The sequence below is a fragment of the Streptomyces sp. NPDC052109 genome, from assembly GCF_040680195.1.
Taxonomy (GTDB): Bacteria; Actinomycetota; Actinomycetes; order Streptomycetales; family Streptomycetaceae; genus Streptomyces.
The window spans coordinates 81,726-99,668 of record NZ_JBFAWF010000010.1 but is presented as its reverse complement, the minus strand read 5'-3'; the positions used below and the strand labels follow the sequence as shown (position 1 = coordinate 99,668).

General features: G+C 71.5%; 15 protein-coding genes. 7 read left to right on the top strand and 8 right to left on the bottom strand.

Going from position 1 to position 17,943, the window contains the following annotated elements:
* Positions 1 to 111: 111 nt before the first annotated feature.
* Together AB0L59_RS21500 and AB0L59_RS21495 are read right to left on the bottom strand one after the other, a co-directional pair.
* The gene (locus AB0L59_RS21500) at positions 112 to 1,449 is read right to left on the bottom strand and encodes an MFS transporter (RefSeq protein ID WP_365585947.1); all 1,338 of its coding nucleotides are present in this window, start codon (positions 1,447 to 1,449) and stop codon (positions 112 to 114) included.
* A 26-nt stretch (positions 1,450 to 1,475) separates the two neighbouring features.
* Positions 1,476 to 1,913, bottom strand: coding sequence for a MarR family transcriptional regulator (locus tag AB0L59_RS21495; protein WP_365585945.1), 438 nt, complete (start codon positions 1,911 to 1,913; stop codon positions 1,476 to 1,478).
* A 155-nt stretch (positions 1,914 to 2,068) separates the two neighbouring features.
* On the opposite strand from AB0L59_RS21495, the gene AB0L59_RS21490 reads away from it, so the two are divergent.
* The gene (locus tag AB0L59_RS21490; RefSeq protein WP_228624546.1) at positions 2,069 to 2,251 is read left to right on the top strand and encodes a BrnA antitoxin family protein; all 183 of its coding nucleotides are present in this window, start codon (positions 2,069 to 2,071) and stop codon (positions 2,249 to 2,251) included.
* 16 nt (positions 2,252 to 2,267) lie between these two features.
* Here the strand turns inward: AB0L59_RS21490 and AB0L59_RS21485 are convergent, their stop codons facing one another.
* Complete coding sequence (locus tag AB0L59_RS21485; RefSeq protein ID WP_365585942.1) at positions 2,268 to 3,719, bottom strand: NCS2 family permease; 1,452 nt, start codon at positions 3,717 to 3,719, stop codon at positions 2,268 to 2,270.
* Between the two features lie 171 nt (positions 3,720 to 3,890).
* Between AB0L59_RS21485 and AB0L59_RS21480 the strand changes: the two genes are divergently transcribed.
* Both AB0L59_RS21480 and AB0L59_RS21475 read left to right on the top strand, forming a co-directional pair.
* Positions 3,891 to 4,157, top strand: a complete 267-nt coding sequence (locus AB0L59_RS21480) for a DUF2530 domain-containing protein (protein WP_365585939.1) — start codon at positions 3,891 to 3,893, stop codon at positions 4,155 to 4,157.
* Positions 4,158 to 4,251: 94 nt separating this feature from the next.
* Entirely contained in the window at positions 4,252 to 6,651 is a 2,400-nt protein-coding gene (locus AB0L59_RS21475) for a cation-translocating P-type ATPase (protein ID WP_365585936.1), read from the top strand.
* A gap of 136 nt (positions 6,652 to 6,787) precedes the next feature.
* Here AB0L59_RS21475 and AB0L59_RS21470 read toward each other — a convergent pair whose 3' ends face one another.
* The 5 genes from AB0L59_RS21470 to AB0L59_RS21450 form a co-directional block, all read right to left on the bottom strand.
* Positions 6,788 to 7,612 carry a hypothetical protein gene (locus tag AB0L59_RS21470; RefSeq protein ID WP_365585934.1) on the bottom strand — a complete coding sequence of 275 codons (825 nt, stop codon included), beginning with the start codon at positions 7,610 to 7,612 and terminating at the stop codon, positions 6,788 to 6,790.
* Positions 7,613 to 7,841: 229 nt separating this feature from the next.
* Positions 7,842 to 8,732, bottom strand: coding sequence for a hypothetical protein (locus tag AB0L59_RS21465; protein ID WP_365585931.1), 891 nt, complete (start codon positions 8,730 to 8,732; stop codon positions 7,842 to 7,844).
* 123 nt (positions 8,733 to 8,855) lie between these two features.
* Positions 8,856 to 9,614, bottom strand: coding sequence for a calcium-binding protein (locus AB0L59_RS21460; protein WP_365585928.1), 759 nt, complete (start codon positions 9,612 to 9,614; stop codon positions 8,856 to 8,858).
* A gap of 133 nt (positions 9,615 to 9,747) precedes the next feature.
* Positions 9,748 to 12,897, bottom strand: a complete 3,150-nt coding sequence (locus tag AB0L59_RS21455; RefSeq protein ID WP_365585925.1) for a molecular chaperone Hsp90 — start codon at positions 12,895 to 12,897, stop codon at positions 9,748 to 9,750.
* Between the two features lie 200 nt (positions 12,898 to 13,097).
* Complete coding sequence (locus AB0L59_RS21450) at positions 13,098 to 14,024, bottom strand: DUF3027 domain-containing protein (RefSeq protein WP_365585923.1); 927 nt, start codon at positions 14,022 to 14,024, stop codon at positions 13,098 to 13,100.
* Between the two features lie 301 nt (positions 14,025 to 14,325).
* On the opposite strand from AB0L59_RS21450, the gene AB0L59_RS21445 reads away from it, so the two are divergent.
* From AB0L59_RS21445 to AB0L59_RS21430, 4 genes are all read left to right on the top strand, one after another.
* On the top strand, positions 14,326 to 15,738 hold the full coding sequence (locus AB0L59_RS21445; protein ID WP_365585920.1) for an MFS transporter: 1,413 nt from the start codon (positions 14,326 to 14,328) through the stop codon (positions 15,736 to 15,738).
* A gap of 171 nt (positions 15,739 to 15,909) precedes the next feature.
* Positions 15,910 to 16,383: a DUF2771 domain-containing protein gene (locus AB0L59_RS21440; protein WP_365585917.1), complete on the top strand. Its 474-nt coding sequence runs from the start codon at positions 15,910 to 15,912 to the stop codon at positions 16,381 to 16,383.
* Positions 16,356 to 17,102 (top strand): futalosine hydrolase, encoded by a 747-nt coding sequence (locus AB0L59_RS21435; protein WP_365585915.1) that lies wholly within the window; start codon positions 16,356 to 16,358, stop codon positions 17,100 to 17,102. Before AB0L59_RS21440 ends, AB0L59_RS21435 begins: the two co-directional genes overlap by 28 nt.
* Positions 17,092 to 17,943, top strand: a complete 852-nt coding sequence (locus AB0L59_RS21430) for a 1,4-dihydroxy-6-naphthoate synthase (RefSeq protein ID WP_365585912.1) — start codon at positions 17,092 to 17,094, stop codon at positions 17,941 to 17,943. Before AB0L59_RS21435 ends, AB0L59_RS21430 begins: the two co-directional genes overlap by 11 nt.

Sequence of the window (17,943 nt, the reverse complement as noted above, 5' to 3'; positions counted from 1 at the left end):
CCGTACGGATGCAAATCGGGCTTACCGCCAGAAGTCATCTCATGTAAGGGCAATCTCACCGGTGATGACACGCAGGCAGGCATCCGTACGGGGCCAGGACGCGGCGATTTTCTACGCGGCCGTCGCCAGTTCCTCCCGCTCCCGCGGCACGAACCGCACCCGTGGATGACCGCGGTGCCAGCCCACCGTCAGCCGCAGACCGCCGACGCGGGCCAGGACCAGGCCGATCACGCCGGCCGCGGCGGCGGAGACGACGCCGCCCAGGGCGAAGCCGAACCGCGCGCCATAGGTGTCGGTGATCCAGCCGACGACCGGCGCGCCCAGCGGCGTACCGCCCATGAACACCATCATGAACAGGGACATCACCCGGCCGCGCATGGCCGGGTCGGTGGCCATCTGGACCGCGGTGTTCGCGGTGACGTTCACCGTCAGGCCGAACACCCCGATCGGCACCATGAGCAGCGCGAACAGCCAGTACGACGGGGCCAGAGCGGCCACGGTCTCCAGCGTGCCGAAGGCCAGCGCGGCGGCGGTCAGGATGCGCAGCCGGGCCGTGCCGCGCCGGGCGGCCAGCAGAGCGCCGCCCAGGGAGCCGACGGCCATCAGGGTGTTGAAGAGGCTGTAGGAGCCGGCGCCGGAGTGGAAGACGTCGTCCGCGTAGGCCGACAGCCACACGGGGAAGTTGAAGCCGAAGGTGCCGATGAAGCCGACCAGCACGATCGGCCAGATCAGCTCGGGGCGGCCGGCCACGTACTGCAGGCCCTCGCGCAGCTGTCCCTTGCCGCGCGGAGTGCGCTGGACCGCGTGCAGCTCGCGGGCCCGCATCAGCAGCAGGCCCACGATGGGGGCCGCGAAGGACAGGCCGTTGGCGAGGAACGCCCAGCCGGTGCCCACACCGGTGATCATCAGGCCGGCGACAGCCGGCCCGACCAGGCGCGCGGACTGGAAGTTCGCCGAGTTCAGACTGACCGCGTTCTGCAGCTGGTCGGGGCCGACCATCTCGGAGACGAAGGACTGGCGGGCCGGGTTGTCGACCACGGTCGCGAGTCCGACGGCGAAGGCGGCGAGGTAGACGTGCCAGACCTGGACGTGGCCGGAGAGGGTCAGCGCGGCGAGCGCGAGACCGGACAGGGCCATCGAGGACTGGGTCACCAGCAGCGTGGGGCGCTTGGGGAGGCGGTCGACCAGGACACCGCCGTAGAGGCCGAACAGGAGCATCGGCAGGAACTGCAGGGCGGTCGTGATGCCCACGGCGGCGGAGGAGCCGGTGAGGCTCAGGACCAGCCAGTCCTGGGCGATGCGCTGCATCCAGGTACCGGTGTTGGAGACGACCTGACCGATGAAGAACAGACGGTAGTTCCTGATCTTCAACGAGCTGAACATCGAGGACTTACGAGGGGTGTCGGTGGTCGGTGCGGGGGCGGAAGGTGCTCCGGGTCCCGTACTCAAAAGGGTTCGCCTCCTCCATGGACGGCTTACAGGTGTGCGAGCTTCTCCAGCACGGGGGCGGCGGCGCGCAGTTTGGCCCACTCGTCCTCGTCGAGGCCCTCGACCAGGCCGGCCAGGAAAGCGTTGCGCTTGCGGCGGCTCTCCTCGAGCATCGCCTCGGCCTGCTCGGTCTGGGTGACGACCTTCTGGCGCCGGTCCTCGGGGTGCGGCTCCAGCCGGACCAGGCCCTTGGCCTCGAGCAGCGCGACGATGCGGGTCATCGACGGCGGCTGGACGTGCTCCTTGCGGGCGAGCTCGCCCGGTGTGGCCGAGCCACAGCGGAAGAGGGTGCCGAGCACCGACATCTCGGTGGGGCTCAGCGACTCGTCGACCCGCTGGTGCTTGAGCCGACGGGACAGACGCATCACGGCGGAGCGAAGCGAGTTCACGGCGGCAGCGTTGTCGCCATGGGTGAGGTCCGGCATGTTCTTTAGAGTAACTCATTACTCTCGCTAAGGACCACCGCGACACGCCCGCGATGCCCGTGACCCTGGCCACTGAACCCCGCGATCACCCGTATGAGTGAGTCGGTTCCGGAAAGTGACGCACGGGACGGCCGGATGTGGCGACCCTCGTACGCATGGGGACCAGTGTGCTCAGCCTGCGGATAGACGGGGAGCTGCTCGAAAGGCTCCGGCACCACGCGGCGAAAAGAGGAATGAGCGTGCAGGACTATGTGGTCCGCACGCTCATTCGGGACGACTTCGACGAACGCTTCCAGGCCGCCGTCGAGGAGACGGAGAGGTTCTACGGGGTCACCTGAGGACTACCCGAGGGGCTCATGTGAGACCCAGGGCCGGCATCAGGTAGTAGAAGGCGAAGACCGCCGAGACGACGTACATCGCGACCGGGATCTCCCGGAACCGGCCGGCCGCCAGGCGCAGCACCGTGAAGGTGATGAAGCCCATGCCGATGCCGTTGGTGATCGAGTAGGTGAACGGCATCATCAGCATCGTCACGAACGCCGGGATCGCGATGGTGTAGTCGGCCCAGTCGATCTCCTTGATGGAGTTCGACAGGATCAGGAAACCGACCGCGACCAGCGCCGGGGTGGCCGCCTGGGACGGGACCATGGTGGCGACCGGGGTGAGGAACAGCGCGACGGCGAAGAGGCCGCCCGTGACGACGTTCGCGAGGCCCGTACGGGCACCCTCGCCGACGCCCGCCGTGGACTCCACGAACGCGGTGGTGGCCGAGGAGGAGCTGGCACCACCCGCCGCGACCGCGAGGCCGTCGATGAACAGGACCCGGTTGATGCCCGGCATGTAGCCCTGGGCGTCCGTCAGCTTGGCCTCGTCGCTGACGCCCATGATCGTGCCCATCGCGTCGAAGAAGCACGACAGCAGGACCGTGAAGACGAAGAGGATGCCGGTCAGCACGCCGACCTTGGAGAAGCCGCCGAACAGGCTGACGTGGCCGACCAGGCCGAAGTCGGGGGTGGCGACCGGGTTGCCCGGCCACTTCGGGACGGTCAGGCCCCAGGACGGGATCGTGGTGACCGCGTTGAGGATCACCGCGAGGACGGTCATGCCGACGATCGAGATCAGGATCGCGCCGGGCGTCTTGCGGACGATCAACGCGAAGGTCAGCAGCGCGCCCAGGATGAAGACCAGCACCGGCCAGCCGTGCAGATGACCACCGACACCGAGCTGCAGCGGGACGGTGGTCTGCGCCGCGTCCGGCATACGGGTGACGAAGCCGGAGTCGACCAGGCCGATCAGCATGATGAACAGGCCGATACCGATCGAGATCGCCTTGCGCAGCCCGAACGGCACGGCGTTCATCACGCGCTCGCGGAGTCCCGTGGCGACCAGCAGCATGACCACGAAACCGGCCAGTACGACCATGCCCATGGCGTCCGGCCAGGACATGCGGGGCGCGAGCTGGAGCGCGACGACCGAGTTCACGCCGAGGCCGGCGGCGAGCGCGATCGGCACGTTGCCGATGACGCCCATGAGGAGGGTGGTGAAGGCGGCGGTCAGCGCGGTCGCCGTCACCAGCTGGCCGTTGTCCAGATGGTGCCCGTACATGTCCTTCGCGCTGCCGAGGATGATCGGGTTCAGCACGATGATGTACGCCATCGCGAAGAAGGTGGCGAAACCGCCCCGGATCTCCCGGGCGACCGAGCTGCCGCGCTCGGAGATCCTGAAGTAGCGGTCGAGAGCGCCCTGGGCGGGCGCGCCGCCGGGCTTTTCGGGGGTGGGTGCCTTGGCGGGTGCCGAGGTGGGCATGCGGGACTCCATCACCTAGGGGGTTCCCCCGAGCCCCTTTTGGCGTTTCATACGAGCAGAAGTGGTCAAAGACAAACGGTTTCAGTATGAACGTATGAGTGCTAGATCGCTATCTCCGCGCGTAGACGACGGCGGCGCCTGGGATTGAAAGGGGCGCTCTAAGCTGTGCGCATGGCGAAGTGGACCCCGAAGCACGAGGCGCCGGAGCCCCTGGAGGGGCCCGTGGTCGCCACCATCACCGGCGGCACGATCGTCTGGTTCGTACTCTTCCTGGTCCAGCTGCCGTTCTACGGCTGGTTCGACGACCACGGCCATCTGTGGTGGCTGTGGACCTGCCTGACCGGGGGCGGGCTGGGCCTGGTCGGCATCTGGTACGTGCGCAGGCGGGACGCCGCGATCAAGCGGGACGCGGCGCTGAAGGCGACGGGCGCGAAGTAGCCGTACGACCTGCGCAGGACCGGGGTCGTCCCCAGGTCGGAAATCGGCTCCGCTCGGCAGGTGGACGGGCAGATCCGCACGTACCGTCGATGACATGAGCCATATAGACGCGGGTGCCGAACTCGACCCGGTGCACCCCGTGGCCCTGCCGAGGAGCCCGTCGGCCGGGCTGACCTCCGCCGAAGTCACCGAACGCGTGGCCCGCGGCCAGGTCAACGACGTACCCGTGCGCAGCAGCCGCTCGCTCGGGGAGATCGTCCGGGCGAACGTCTTCACCCGGTTCAACGCGATCATCGGCGTGCTCTGGCTCATCATGCTGTTCGTCGCGCCGATCCAGGACAGCCTCTTCGGCTTCGTCATCCTCGCCAACACCGGCATCGGCATCGTCCAGGAGTGGCGGGCCAAGCAGACCCTCGACTCGCTCGCGGTGATCGGGGAGGCCCGGCCGACCGTACGCCGGGACGGCACCTCCACCGAGGTGCCCACCAACGAGCTCGTGCTCGACGACCTCATGGAGATCGGGCCCGGGGACAGGATCGTCGTGGACGGGGTGTGCGCCGAGGCCGACGGGCTGGAGATCGACGAGTCGCTGCTCACCGGCGAGGCCGACCCCGTCGTCAAACGCCCCGGCGACCAGGTCATGTCGGGCAGCTTCGTGGTCGCGGGCGGCGGCGCGGTCAAGGCGACCAAGGTCGGCCGCGAGGCCTACGCCGCCCAGCTCGCCGAGGAGGCCTCCCGCTTCACCCTGGTCCACTCCGAGCTGCGCACCGGCATCTCCACGATCCTCAAGTACGTCACCTGGATGATGGTCCCGGCCGCGATCGGCCTGGTCATCACCCAGCTCGTGGTCAAGAACAACGGCTTCAAGGACGCCGTGGCCCGCACGGTCGGCGGCATCGTCCCGATGGTCCCGGAGGGGCTGGTGCTGCTCACCTCCGTCGCCTTCGCGATCGGCGTCATCCGGCTCGGCCGCAAGCAGTGCCTGGTGCAGGAGCTGCCGGCGATCGAGGGGCTGGCCCGCGTCGACACCGTCTGCCTGGACAAGACCGGCACCCTCACCGAGGGCGGCATGGACGTCACCCAGCTGTGGCCGCTCGACGGGGCCGACGAGGGGTACGTACGCAGGGTGCTCGGCGCCCTCGGCGAGTCCGACCCGCGCCCCAACGCCTCCCTCCAGGCGATCATCGACGCCTATCCGGACAGCGAGGACTGGCGCTGCGTGGAGTCGCTGCCCTTCTCCTCGGCCCGCAAGTACAGCGGGGCCGCGTTCAGCGAGGGCGACGGGGAGACCAGCACCTGGCTGCTCGGCGCACCGGACGTGCTCCTCGCCGACGGCGACCCGGCCCTGGCCGAAACCGGCCGCCTCAACGAGCAGGGTCTGCGGGTGCTGCTGCTGGCCCGCGCCGGCCGCGATCTGGACGACCCCGAGCCAACCCGCGGCGCCCGCCCCACCGCCCTCGTCGTCCTGGAGCAGCGGCTGCGGCCCGACGCGGCCGACACCCTGCGCTACTTCGCGGACCAGAACGTCCGCGCCAAGGTCATCTCCGGCGACAACGCGGTCTCGGTCGGCGCGGTCGCCGCCAAGCTGGGTCTGGAGGGCGAGACCCTGGACGCCCGGCACCTGCCCGGCGACCGGGCCGGGATGGCGGACGCGCTGGACCAGGGGACGATCTTCGGGCGGGTCACCCCGCAGCAGAAGCGGGACATGGTCGGGGCGCTGCAGTCGCGCGGGCACACGGTCGCGATGACCGGCGACGGCGTGAACGACGTGCTCGCGCTGAAGGACGCCGACATCGGGGTCGCGATGGGCTCCGGCTCGGAGGCGACGCGGGCGGTGGCGCAGATCGTGCTGCTGGACAACAGCTTCGCGAACCTGCCGTCGGTGGTGGGCGAGGGGCGCCGGGTGATCGGCAACATCACACGGGTCGCGACGCTGTTCCTGGTGAAGACCGTGTACTCGGTGCTGCTGGCCGTCCTGGTGGTCTGCTGGCAGGTCGAATACCCCTTCCTGCCCCGGCACCTGACCATGCTGTCCACCCTCACCATCGGCGTCCCGGCGTTCTTCCTGGCCCTGGCGCCCAACAACGAGCGGGCACAACCGCACTTCGTGCGCAGGGTCATGCGGTACTCGGTCCCGGGTGGCGTGGTGGCCGGGGTGGCGACCTTCGTCACCTATCTCATCGCCCGGCACTACTACTCCGGCGGCGGCGGTCAGCTGGGTGCCGAGACGAGCGCGGCGACACTGACTCTCTTCCTGATCTCCCTGTGGATCCTGGCGATCGTCGCCCGCCCCTACACCTGGTGGCGGGTGACCCTGGTGGTCGCGATGGGCGTGGCGTTCCTGCTGGTCCTGGCCGTGCCGGCGCTGCAGGCCTTCTTCGCGCTGAAGCTGGTGGGCGTCACGATGCCGTGGACCGCCGTCGGCATCGCGGTGGTGGGGTCGGCCGCGCTGGAGTTCCTGTGGAAGTGGGTGGACCGGCGGTCTCCCGACTAGGTGCTGTACGCCGAGCCGTGGCCGACGAGGCCGGGGGAAACCGCCGGTGGAGAACCGCGCGAGCCTTGTGGCTGGTGGCGCTCACGCGGCGCAGCCGCGCATCAGCACGGCCTCGTGCCCCCTCCGGGGCGCCGACTCACTGCACGTCGACGTAGTCGCCCGCCGAGCTGACCGCCGGGGTGGTCGTGACGCCCGCGAAGCTGTAGCGGTAGTAGCCGTCGGAGCCGGCCGTGACCGTGGTCTTCAGGGTGCCCGTGGACGAGGTCGTGATCGTCTTCATCGTGGTGTAGGTGGAGGTGCCCGCCTTGCGGAACTGGAGCTTGACGGGCTGGCCGCCGAACGGGTTGTAGGTGAGGTGCTCCCAGTCGCAGCGGGTCAGCTTGCCGGTGACGGTGATGGTCGCGCCCTTCTTCACCGGCTCCGGGGTGGCGTCGGCCGTCAGCGCGGGGTTGCGCTGGACCAGGGAGGTCGTGATGCCGCTCTGGTCCTTGAAGCCGACCTTGCTCATGTCCGGGTTGTTCGGGTCCTGGCCGTTGAAGGCGACGGCCTCGGCGGCCACGCCCCAGCTGCCGGCCCAGGCGTTCTTCAGGTCGTCGTGCGGGTAGATGTTGACGGAGCCCGTGCAGGTGGCCGTCGTCGACGAGGTGGCGGTGCAGGTCGCCGGGTCGTCGCCGTACAGCTCGGGGGCCGAGTCGCTGTAGGTGCCGTGGTAGAGGAAGGCGTCCGTGTAGAAGTCCTTCGCGGCGATGTTCACGTTGGTGCCGTGCGTCAGCGTGTACGAGTACTTGACGCTGACCTCTTTGGTGCCCACCTTGGTCGCCTTGGCGATCGAGAGGTGGGAGAAGCTCGCGTTCAGGGTGTACGGCGCGCCCGAGTCGGTGACGGCCTGCGCGGCCGGGACTGCGAGGGCGGTGAGGGCCAGGGCGCCGGAGACGGCGGCCACGGTGGCACGTATGCGCATGTGCGTTCCCCTGGAGGGATAAGTGATCGTGGAGTCGGTTGACTCACGCGATCAGATCCGTGACCCCTGGGGCCGGTTGTACGGCGGGAACGTGTTCCGGCCAGATTTGGGGCCCGCATTGCCAGGCCGTGACACAAGCCGTGCGGGCATTACCAGGCCGTGGCACAAGTGAGAGGAAACGTTCCGGCCCCGGGAGCGGCGCGCGCTTCCGGGGCCGGAGCCGTACGGCTTACTTCACGTCGACGAAGTCACCCGTGGCGTTGACCGCCGGGGTGGTCGAGGTGCCCGCGAAGGCGTAGCGGTAGTAGCCGTCGACCGTGGCCTTGGTCGTCGTCTTCAGGTTGCCCGTGGAGTCCGTCTTGACGGTCTTCAGCGTGGAGTAGGTGCTGGAGCCCTTCTTGCGGAACTGCAGCTGCACCGACTGGCCGGTGTAGCCGTGGTACTTGTGGTCCTCCCAGTTGGCGCGCGAGAGCTTGCCCGTGACGGTGACGGTGGCCCCCTTCTTCACCGGCTCCGGGGCGGCGTTGACCGTCAGCGTCGAGTTGCGCTGGACCAGGGTGGTGGCGAGACCGGTCTGCAGGGCGCTCTGCTCGCTCTCCAGGTCGAGGGCGATGCCCGCGCCGTGCCAGGTGCCGGCGTAGGAGTTGCGCAGCTTCAGGTCCGCGTCGGTGGTCTTCGGGTAGATGTCGATGCTGCCCTTGCAGGTGGCGGTGGTCGCCGAGACGGCCTTGCAGACGGCCGCGAGGTCGGGGCCCTGGACGCTGTCCGGGGTGGCGTCGGAGCCGTGGTAGATCACCGGAACGGTGAGGAAGTTGTCCGAGGTGATGTCCACGTCGGCGCCGTGGGTCAGCGTGTAGGTGACGGTGGTGGACACCTTGTTGGTGGTGCCGACCTTGATCGCCTTGGCGATCTTGAAGTTCGAGAAGGACACGTCGAGGTCGCCCTCGACCGCGCCGGATGCGCTGAAGGCGGTCTTGCCGGAAGACGCGTACTGGCCGAAGTACTTCGCGAAGTCGACGCGGTGGGACGAACCAGCGTCGGCGGCCTGGGCGGCCGGCACGACGAAGGCGGAGAGGGCCAGGGCGCCGGAGACGGCGGCCACGGTGGCGCGAATACGCATGCGTTCCCCTGTGTGGAGAAAGGTGGACCCGAGGTCCAAGTGATCAAGGAGTCAGTCGACTCGCGGGGTCAGACCCGTGAAGTGACTGGGGGGTTGTACGGGTGAAGCTGTGAAGTCCGCTGGTCACTGCACGTCGACGTAGTCCCCGGCGGCGCTGGTCGCGGCGGTGCTCGAGTTGCCCGCGAAGGAGAAGCGGTAGTAGCCGTCGGCCGTCGCCGTGGTGGTGGTCTTCAGGTTGCCCTTGGAGTCCGCCTTGACCGTCTTCAGCGTGGTGTAGGCGCCGGCGCCCTTCTTGCGGAACTGCAGCTGCACGGACTGCGAGCCGTAGCCGCCGTACTTCAGCGACTCCCAGTTGGCGCGGGTGAGGGCACCGGTGACCGTGAGGGTCCTGCCCTTCTTCACCGGCTCCGGGGCGGCGTTGACCGTGAGCTTGGCGGCACGCTGGAACCAGAAGGAACCGGCCTTCTCCTGCCAGACGTAGTCCTCGTCGTCGGCGTTGATCCACGCGTCGACGTACCAGGTGCCGGCGTTCTTGTTGAGCAGGTAGTCGACCCTCGGGTCGATCTTCACCGTGCCGGTGCAGGTGGAGGTCGTGGCGTTGACCCGGGTGCAGGTGGGCTTGCCGGTGGACTCGACGCCGTAGCCGGGGCCGAAGAGGTCGAAGGAGTCGGCGTCCTTGATGCCGGAGTCGTCCGTCGCGGTCACGCTGACCTTGAAGGTCACGGCGCCGGAAGTGCCGATGGACACCTTGTTGTCTCCGTCGACGACCACCTTGGTGATCTTGGTGTCGCCCTGGCTGCCGCTGGCCTGCGCGGCCGGCACGGCGAGGGCGGACAGGGCCAGAGCGCCGCCGACGACGGCGGCAGAGGCGCGAATACGCATGTGTTCCCCTGCGTGCGTAGTGACAGATGAGCCAGTCGGCTCCGGTGGGTCAGACTCGGCACGCAGGGGAACGGTTGTACGTAAGTTGAAGACGAGGTAAGGGAATTGTGGAGGCCTCGGTTCCGGGGTGCCGTCAGTCGAACCAGCGGTCCCGGGCCAGTTCCTCCGTCCGCGAGGGGTCCTCCAGCAGGGCCGCCACCTCGAAGCGCCGCGGCCACTGCCCCGCCGCCCACGCCAGCCCGGCCGCGACGCCCTCCAGCGTGGCCGCGTGCAGCACGCCGTCGTCGGTGAGCCGCCAGTCGATCTCCACGCCGTCCACGACGAGTTCCTCGTGCTCGACGTACGTCGTCGGCGTCCGCGGGCCGAGCAGCACCCGCACCGACTCCGGCACGTCGTGCTCGGTGCCCTCGGAGTGCACCTCGCCGGTGACGGACTCGCTCAGCCGCCGCACCTGGAACAGCTCCGCCAGCTCGGCGGCCCGGGCCGGCCGGACGGGCAGCAGCGGGACCCCGGAGGTGAAGGGCAGCAGGTCGGGCGAGTCGACGACGACCGCGTCCCCCGCGTCCGCCACCTCCACCCGGCCGTCGAGCACGGCCCGCAGCTCGTCCGGCAGCGTCACCTGCTCCGGATCCAGCTCGGCCAACGCCCCGTACAGCCCGTGAAGTTGGGCCGCGGTGACCGGCCGCTCAGGGTCGGCCAGGCGGTCCAGCAGCTCGGCGGCGCCGCCGGGCTCGTCCAGCAGGGCCCCCACCGAGGTGCGCACGCCCAGGGCCCGCAGCACCTGCTCGTCCTCGAACCCGGTCGCGTCGGCCTCGTCGTACAGGCCGCGCAGCAGCGGATCCCCGCCGGCCGCGAGCAGACCGGCGGGCCGGCGCCCGTCCAGCACCGGGTGCCCGCGCAGCCACCACGCGGTGTACGGCCGTACCACCTCGTGCGTGCCGTCGTGCAGCAGGATCCGCACCGGCTGGGTGAGGGCGTCCCGCAGCGGAGGCTGCGCGAGCAGCGCGAGCGCCTCCGGCCAGCGGTCGTCGTCCACCAGGTCGAGGTCGCGTACGGCGATCAGCTCGGTGGCGACCGGCGGCACCGGACTGTCCGGGAAGCGGTCGAGGATGTCCTCGCACCACACGTCGACGGCGTCCAGCAGCCCGGCGTCGTCCGGTTCGGCGAAGTCGCCCTCCCGGGGCTCCAGTTCGTCCGGGTCCAGGACGACGTCGGCGGCACGGACCAGGGCGAAGTTCGCGAGCACCCCGCAGGCGGCCAGCGGCTGCTCGCCCCACTTGTCGGCCAGGTCGTGGTCCACGGCGGCGAGTTCGCCCTCGCGGATCACACGCGCGAACGGACTGCCGGGAAGGACCAGTTCACCGGCGGGGGCCAGTTCCCCGTCCTCATCGGGGAGGGCGAGTGCCCCCAGCCACGGCTCGTCACCGGGTTCGAGGCCCGCGTCGCGGACCAAGGACAGGACGGTGTCGGCCAGTTCCTCGGCGTCCGGAGCGTCCTGCTCCCATCCTCCGAGCACGCCCTCCTCGTCCAGCGAGGCGGCCACGGCGGCCCGCACCTGCGGGGTGGTGAGCACCGCGCGGGCGGAGGCGGGCAGCGCGCCCAGCTTCTCCAGCAGCGGGTGCGCGGCCTCCTCGTGGGCCACTTTCAGCCCGAGCCGTCCGAGCACGTCCGCGTCGATGCGGGTGGCGTCCGGGGTCGGCAGCAGGACCTGCCGGGGGCCGATGGTGGTCCGGCCGTCGGCGAGCGGCACGGGCAGCCCGGAGAGCCGCTCGGGGTCGACCCCGGCGAGGCTGTCGTAGAGCCGCCACCACCAGCCGGGGTCCTTCTCCAGGCCGGCGAGCCGGTCGACGGCGTCGGCGAGCCGCAGGCGTGCGACCCCGAGGGTGCGCAGCTCGACGCGCCGCTCGAGGCCGGCGGGCAGCAGCGTGGGCAGCACCTCGGCGAGCACCCGCACCGTGGCTGCGCCGGCGCCCTCCACGACCTCGGCGTCCCGGGGCCGCAGCGCCTCCGGCAGCTCGTCGTCGCCCTTCGAGACGACGGCCGGGGGCAGGAAGGCGGTACGCGGCAGCCGCTCCAGCACGGCCTGCCGCAGCGCCCCGTCCAGCTCGCCCTTGCCGAGCGGCCCCGGTACGAGGTCGATGACCCCGTCCGTCACGGGCCGCCACTCGGCCAGCAGTTCGGCGTAGACGTCGGCGGCGCGCTGCACCAGGAAGTCGGTGAGCGGGCCGGGGGCCGTGTGCCGGCGGGTGGTGTCGAGGGGGAAGGAGGCGATCAGGAGGGCGGGGACGCCAAGGGGTTCGTCGCTCGGGGTCGGCGCGTGCACGACGGGGGACGTACGGGGCCGCCCCGGACGCCCTTCCACGTCCTCGGGTACGGCCCAGGTCACCGACCAGTGCGGGCGCAGCCGCTCCTCCACGGGCCGGTCGGCGAGCAGGTCGGGGGTGAGCGGCCCGTGCGCGGAGGCGGTACGCCAGCGCGTGGTCCCGTCCCGCGAGTCCTCCACGACGGTGACAGCGCCCTCGGCCCGACGGCGAAGGACGCGCGGCGCGTGGTCCCCGACCTCGACGACGACCTCCTCCAGGCCCGGCAGGGCGAGGAGCAGAGCGTCGTCGACGGCGTTCAGCAGCCGCTCGGCGAGATCGGCGGCGCCCGCGTCCCGCAGGGGCAGGATGACGGCGGTGTCGTACGGGTCCGGGGCGGTGCCCTCGGCGGCGAACGGCAGCCGGAGCAGCGGCACATGCCCGTCCCGGCGCCGGATCTCGTCCCCGAGTCCGGGGCTGTGCCGGGCGGTCTCGGCGGCCCGCTCCCGCGCTTCGGCGAGGGACCACCGGACGCCCCCGTGCCGTCCCACGATCGCGGGTCCGTCGGTCACCGCGAGGACGGCGGCGAACCCGACCCCGAACCGCCCGACGGCACCCTGGGTGGCGTCGGCGTCCCGTTTGGCGGAGGCGCGCAGCGTGGAGAGGGACTCCACTCCGGTCGCGTCCAGCGGGGCACCGGTGTTGGCGGCGACGAGGACCCCGTCCCGGAGGGTGAGCCGCATCCGCCCCGGCACGCGCGCCCGGGCGGCGGCATCGGCGGCGTTCTGGGCCAGTTCGACGACGAGCCGGTCCCGGTAGCCACCGAGGACCAGGTCCTCCTCGGCGTTGGCGTCCTCACGGAACCGGGCGGGACTGGTGGCCCAGGCGTCGAGGACACCACGGCGCAGCCGGGCCGTCCCGAAGGGATCGGCACCCTCGGCCGCCGGCCGCACGTACTTGCTGCTCACGTTCACACTCCTCATCGGCGTGAGGAGAAGGTACCGCCCGCACCGGCAGGCGACCGAAGGAAGAGGTCAGGCGCGGGAGGCGTGGGTCAGGAACGCGGCCCCGGTGCTCGGGGTGACGGGGCGGCGGGGCCGGCCGCTCCACGATGCGGCGGGAGCCGGCCGCCGCATGGCGGGCGGGCGGCTCCCGGCGGGCCGGTGGACCTCGTGGCCGGTGTTCAGGAGTGGCCCAGCTCCGCCGTCTCCTCGTCGCCCGCTTCCGGGACCGAGCCCGAGTCGCGGGCGGGGCGGAGGGGGAAGGGGTCCACCCGGGTCTCGTCGATGACCGGCGGGGCCGGCTGGGGCGGCTTCGGCATGACCGCTGCCTCCGAGTGGCCGCCGCAGCCGTAGGCGAGGGAGACCACGCGGCCGTCGGCCGGGGAGAACTCGTTGGCGCAGACACCGAAGGCCTGGCCGAGGGAGCCGCCGATGGGGGTGAGGAAGCCACAGGTCTGGCAGGTCGCGGGGGCCGCCTGGGCCATCGCGGTCTTGGGGCCGTACGACTCCTCCCAGCGGTCGGCGGCGACGTGCAGGCCGTAGCGGGAGAGGACGCGGGCGCGGCGCATGCCCAGTTCCTCGGCGACGGCGGCGATCGAGCCCCGGGAGGGGATCGTGGGCTGGACCGCCGGGGCGCCAGGGGTCACGTCGGCGTCCTCGGCCTCGGCCAGTTCCGCCATCTCCGCGGAGACCGCCGAGCTCGGCAGCGGCTCCTCCTCGCCGCTGTAGCCCGGTTCCAGGCGCAGGTCGTCCTGGTCGGTGGGGAGCAGGTCGCCGGGGCCGAGGTCGCCGGGGCGCAGGCGCTCGCTCCACGGGACCCACTCGGGGGCGAGCAGGGCGTCGGGGCCGGGCAGGAGGACCACCTCGTCGAGGGTGACCACCTTGGCGCGGGAGGCGCGGGCCACGGTGACCGCCCAGCGCCAGCCGCGGTAGCCCAGTTCCTTGCACTCGAAGAAGTGCGTGACAACGCGGTCGCCCTCGGAGACGAGCCCGGCGTGCTCACCGACCACGCCGGGCGCGGCGGCCTCCTCGGCGGCGGCGCGGGCGAGATCGACCGCCTCGGCGCACAGACGGTCGGGGGTGCGGCTTCGCGTTGTCGCTGCGCTCACAGGTATCGCTTCTCTCCTACGCCGTCTCGTCGAGTGCGGCTGCCTGAAGGCGGGCCTGCCGACGGAGCGGACCTCAGGACCGCATCGACGTCATGCATCCGCGCGCTCGGGCGCACCTCTGCCATCCATTCTGCGTTATGGCTGAGATACGCACGCTACACCGAACGAGATTCCTCACTGCTACGCGGCAGCTTTTCCCACCCTCCCGCCCCCCTTCCCGCGCGGCCGCGCTCGCGCGGCGCCGGCCCCCGCCCATCTCGGCCGCGCCGTACCGCACTATCGGCCGCCTTCTCGGGGCACTATGAAGCACGTGGCGACCGCGGACAAACGTGGTGTTCGGGGTGGCGGCGCGAGCCGGGCCGGTGGCGCCGTCCGTTCCGTCGGGCGTGCCCTGCACTTTCCGGTCACCGGTGCCGCGCGGGGGATCCGCAAGGCCACGCACGCGCACGGTGCGGGCGAGTCGGGCCTCGGCAAGCTGATCGAGCTGCACGCGGTGAACGGCGCCGGCGACGTCATGATCACCGTGGCGCTCGCCTCCACGGTGTTCTTCTCCGTGCCGACGGCCGAGGCGCGGGGGCGCGTCGCGTTGTACCTGGCCATCACCATGGCGCCGTTCACCGTCCTCGCCCCGGTCATCGGTCCCCTCCTCGACCGGCTGCCGCACGGCCGGCGCGCCGCGATGGCCGGGGCCATGCTGGCCCGTGCCCTGCTCGCGCTGGTCATCTCGGGCGCCGTGGCGAGCGGCAGCCTGGAGCTGTATCCCGCCGCGCTGGGGGTGCTGGTCGCGTCGAAGGCGTACGGGGTGGTCCGCAGCGCGGTCGTGCCGCGGCTGCTGCCGCCCCGGTTCTCGCTGGTGAAGGCGAACTCCCGGGTCACCCTCGCCGGGCTGCTGGCCACGGGGGTCGCCGCGCCGGTCGCGGCGGGACTGCACAAGGTCGGTGACCCCTGGCCGCTGTACGGCGCCTTCGTGATCTTCGTCGCGGGAACGCTCCTGTCGTTCTCCCTGCCGCCCAAGGTGGACTCGGCCAAGGGCGAGGACGTGGCGCTGCTCGCGGCCGACGCACAGCGTCTGCACGGATCGCAGCGCAGGAAGGACCGGGAGCAGGTGAAGCGGCCCGGGCTGCGGACCGTGGGGCCCGCCGTCACCCACGCGCTCGGTGCCAACGCCGCCCTGCGCTGCCTCTCCGGCTTCCTGATCTTCTTCCTCGCCTTCCTGCTGCGTGAGCATCCGCTGACCGGCGAGAGCGCGGCGGTCTCCCTGGGGATGGTCGGTGTCGCGGCCGGGGCGGGCAACGCGCTGGGTACGGCCGTCGGGGCCTGGCTGAGATCACGCGCCCCGGAGATCATCATCGTGACCGTCGTCGCGGTGGTGCTCGGCACGGCGATCGTGGCCGCCCTGTTCTTCGGGGCGTTCCTGGTGGCCTGTCTCGCCGCCGTCGCCGGGTTCGGCCAGGCGCTGGCCAAGCTGGCCCTGGACGCGCTGATCCAGCGGGACGTGCCCGAGCTGGTGCGTACCTCGGCGTTCGCCCGCTCGGAGACGCTGCTGCAGATGGCGTGGGTGTTCGGCGGGGCCGTCGGCATCGTGCTGCCGCTCAACGGGACCGTCGGCCTGCTGATCGGCGCGGTGTTCGTGGCCATCGGCTGGCTGGCCACGCTGAAGGGCCTCCTCGCCTCGGCCCGCCACGGCGGCCGCAACCGGCCCCGCGTGGCGTAGACAGCTCCCACGGCCGGCCCCACGAACCGGACAAGGCGCCCAGGCCCCGGGCACGGCCGGCGTAACGATCCGGACACCATGTCCCCGGCCCCGGGCACGGCTGGCGTAACGAACCGGGCACGCCGCACCCCACGTGGGCGGACGGCTCCAGGCGCCCGATAGCCTTCGGCCATGACCACGCTGCAATCCGTTGTGCGACGCCGCCGCGCCGTCGCCGCCGCCGGCGCCGTTTCCGCCGGACTGCTCCTGCTTTCGGCCTGCGAGAAGCCGACGCCCGTCGCGACGGTCACCGTCGGCGACAGCTCGGTCAACTCCGAGGCCATGTGCTACAACGACGGCAACGCCCTGGACGCCAAGTCGCTGACCGAATGCGTCAAGAACGTCGACAAGGCCAAGTCGATCACGGTGGACCAGGACGAGACCGTCCGCATCGGTGTCGACCCGAAGATCGCGGACGCCGGCTGGGTCCTGCTGGTGAACGGCCAGCAGTTCACCGACGTCAGCAAAAAGACCTACCGCACCATCCCGGGCAGCGCGTTCTTCAACCAGCAGTACGGCACCCAGGGCAACACCAACACGGTCACGATCCGCATGGGCGCGAAGTCCAACCAGGGCATGTGGTCGTTCAAGCTGAAGAAGGCCTGATCACGGCCTCCGCACGCGTCCTCGTCGCCACCGCCGTCCCCGTCGAGCGGGACGCGGTGGCACGGGCCTTTCCCTCGGCCGTGAGCCGGACCCGGCTCCCCGGCGCCCTGCTGTGCCGTACCACCACGGGCTGGGACCTGCTCGCCGCCGGCGTGGGCCCGGCGCTCGCCGCCGCCGGCACCGCCGGCGCCCTGACCGCCGCCGCCCTCGAAGGCGCCCCCTACGACCTGGTCGTCTGCGCCGGCATCGGCGGCGGCTTCCTGCCCGAGTCCCCCGTCGGCTCCCTCGTCGTCGCCGACGCGATCACCGTCGCCGACCTGGGCGCCGAGACCGCCGACGGCTTCCTGCCGGTCACCGAACTGGGCTTCGGCACCGTCACCCACGCCCCGCCCGAGTCGGCCGTACGCGCCGTCTCCGAGGCCACCGGCGCCCGTACCGGCACGATCCTCACCGTCTCCACCGTCACCGGCACCGCCGCCCGCGCCGCCGCCCTGCGCGAGCGGCACCCCGGCGCGCTCGCCGAGGGCATGGAGGGCTTCGGGGTGGCGGAGGCGGCCGCCGCCCACGGCGTGCCGGTGCTGGAACTCCGCGCGGTCTCCAACCCGGTGGGCCCGCGCGACCGCGCCGCCTGGCGCATCGGCGACGCCCTCACCGCCCTCACCGAGGCGTTCGGGAAGCTCACGCCCGCACTGGAGAGTTGGAAACCACATGACCGCTGAGGCTTTGCAGATCGCGTACTCCCCCTGCCCGAACGACACCTTCGTCTTCGACGCCCTCGCCCACGGTCGCGTCCCCGGCGCCCCCGCGCTGGACGTGACCTTCGCCGACATCGACATCACCAACGGCATGGCCGAGCGCGGCGAGTTCGACGTGCTGAAGGTGTCGTACGCCGTCCTGCCGTACGTGCTCGGCGAGTACGCGCTGCTGCCGTGCGGCGGCGCGCTGGGGCGGGGCTGCGGGCCGCTGGTGCTGACTCGGGAGCCGGACGTCGATCTGACGGGCCGTACGGTCGCGGTGCCCAGCGAGAGGTCGACGGCCTATCTGCTGTTCCGCCTGTGGGCGGCGGACACCCTTCCGAGTGGCGGCGTGGGCGAGATCGTGGTCATGCCGTTCCACGAGATCATGCCCGCCGTGCGGGACGGGAAGGTGGACGCGGGACTCGTCATCCACGAGGCACGCTTCACGTACCAGAACTACGGGCTGCACAAGCTCGCCGACATGGGCGAGCACTGGGAGCGGACCACCGGGCTGCCGATCCCGCTCGGCGCGATCGTCGCCAAGCGGTCGCTGGGCGCGGAGACGCTGACCCGGCTCGCCGACTCCGTCCGCGCCTCCGTCCTGGCCGCCTGGGACGACCCGGAGGCCTCCCGGCCGTACGTCATGGCGCACGCCCAGGAGATGGACCCGGCCGTCGCGGACCAGCACATCGGCCTGTACGTCAACGAGTTCACCGCCGGGCTCGGCGAGGACGGCTATGCCGCGGTCCGCGGGCTGCTGACCCGCGCGGCGGCCGAGGGGCTGGTGCCGCCCCTCGGCCCTGATGCGCTCGCGTTCCCGTAG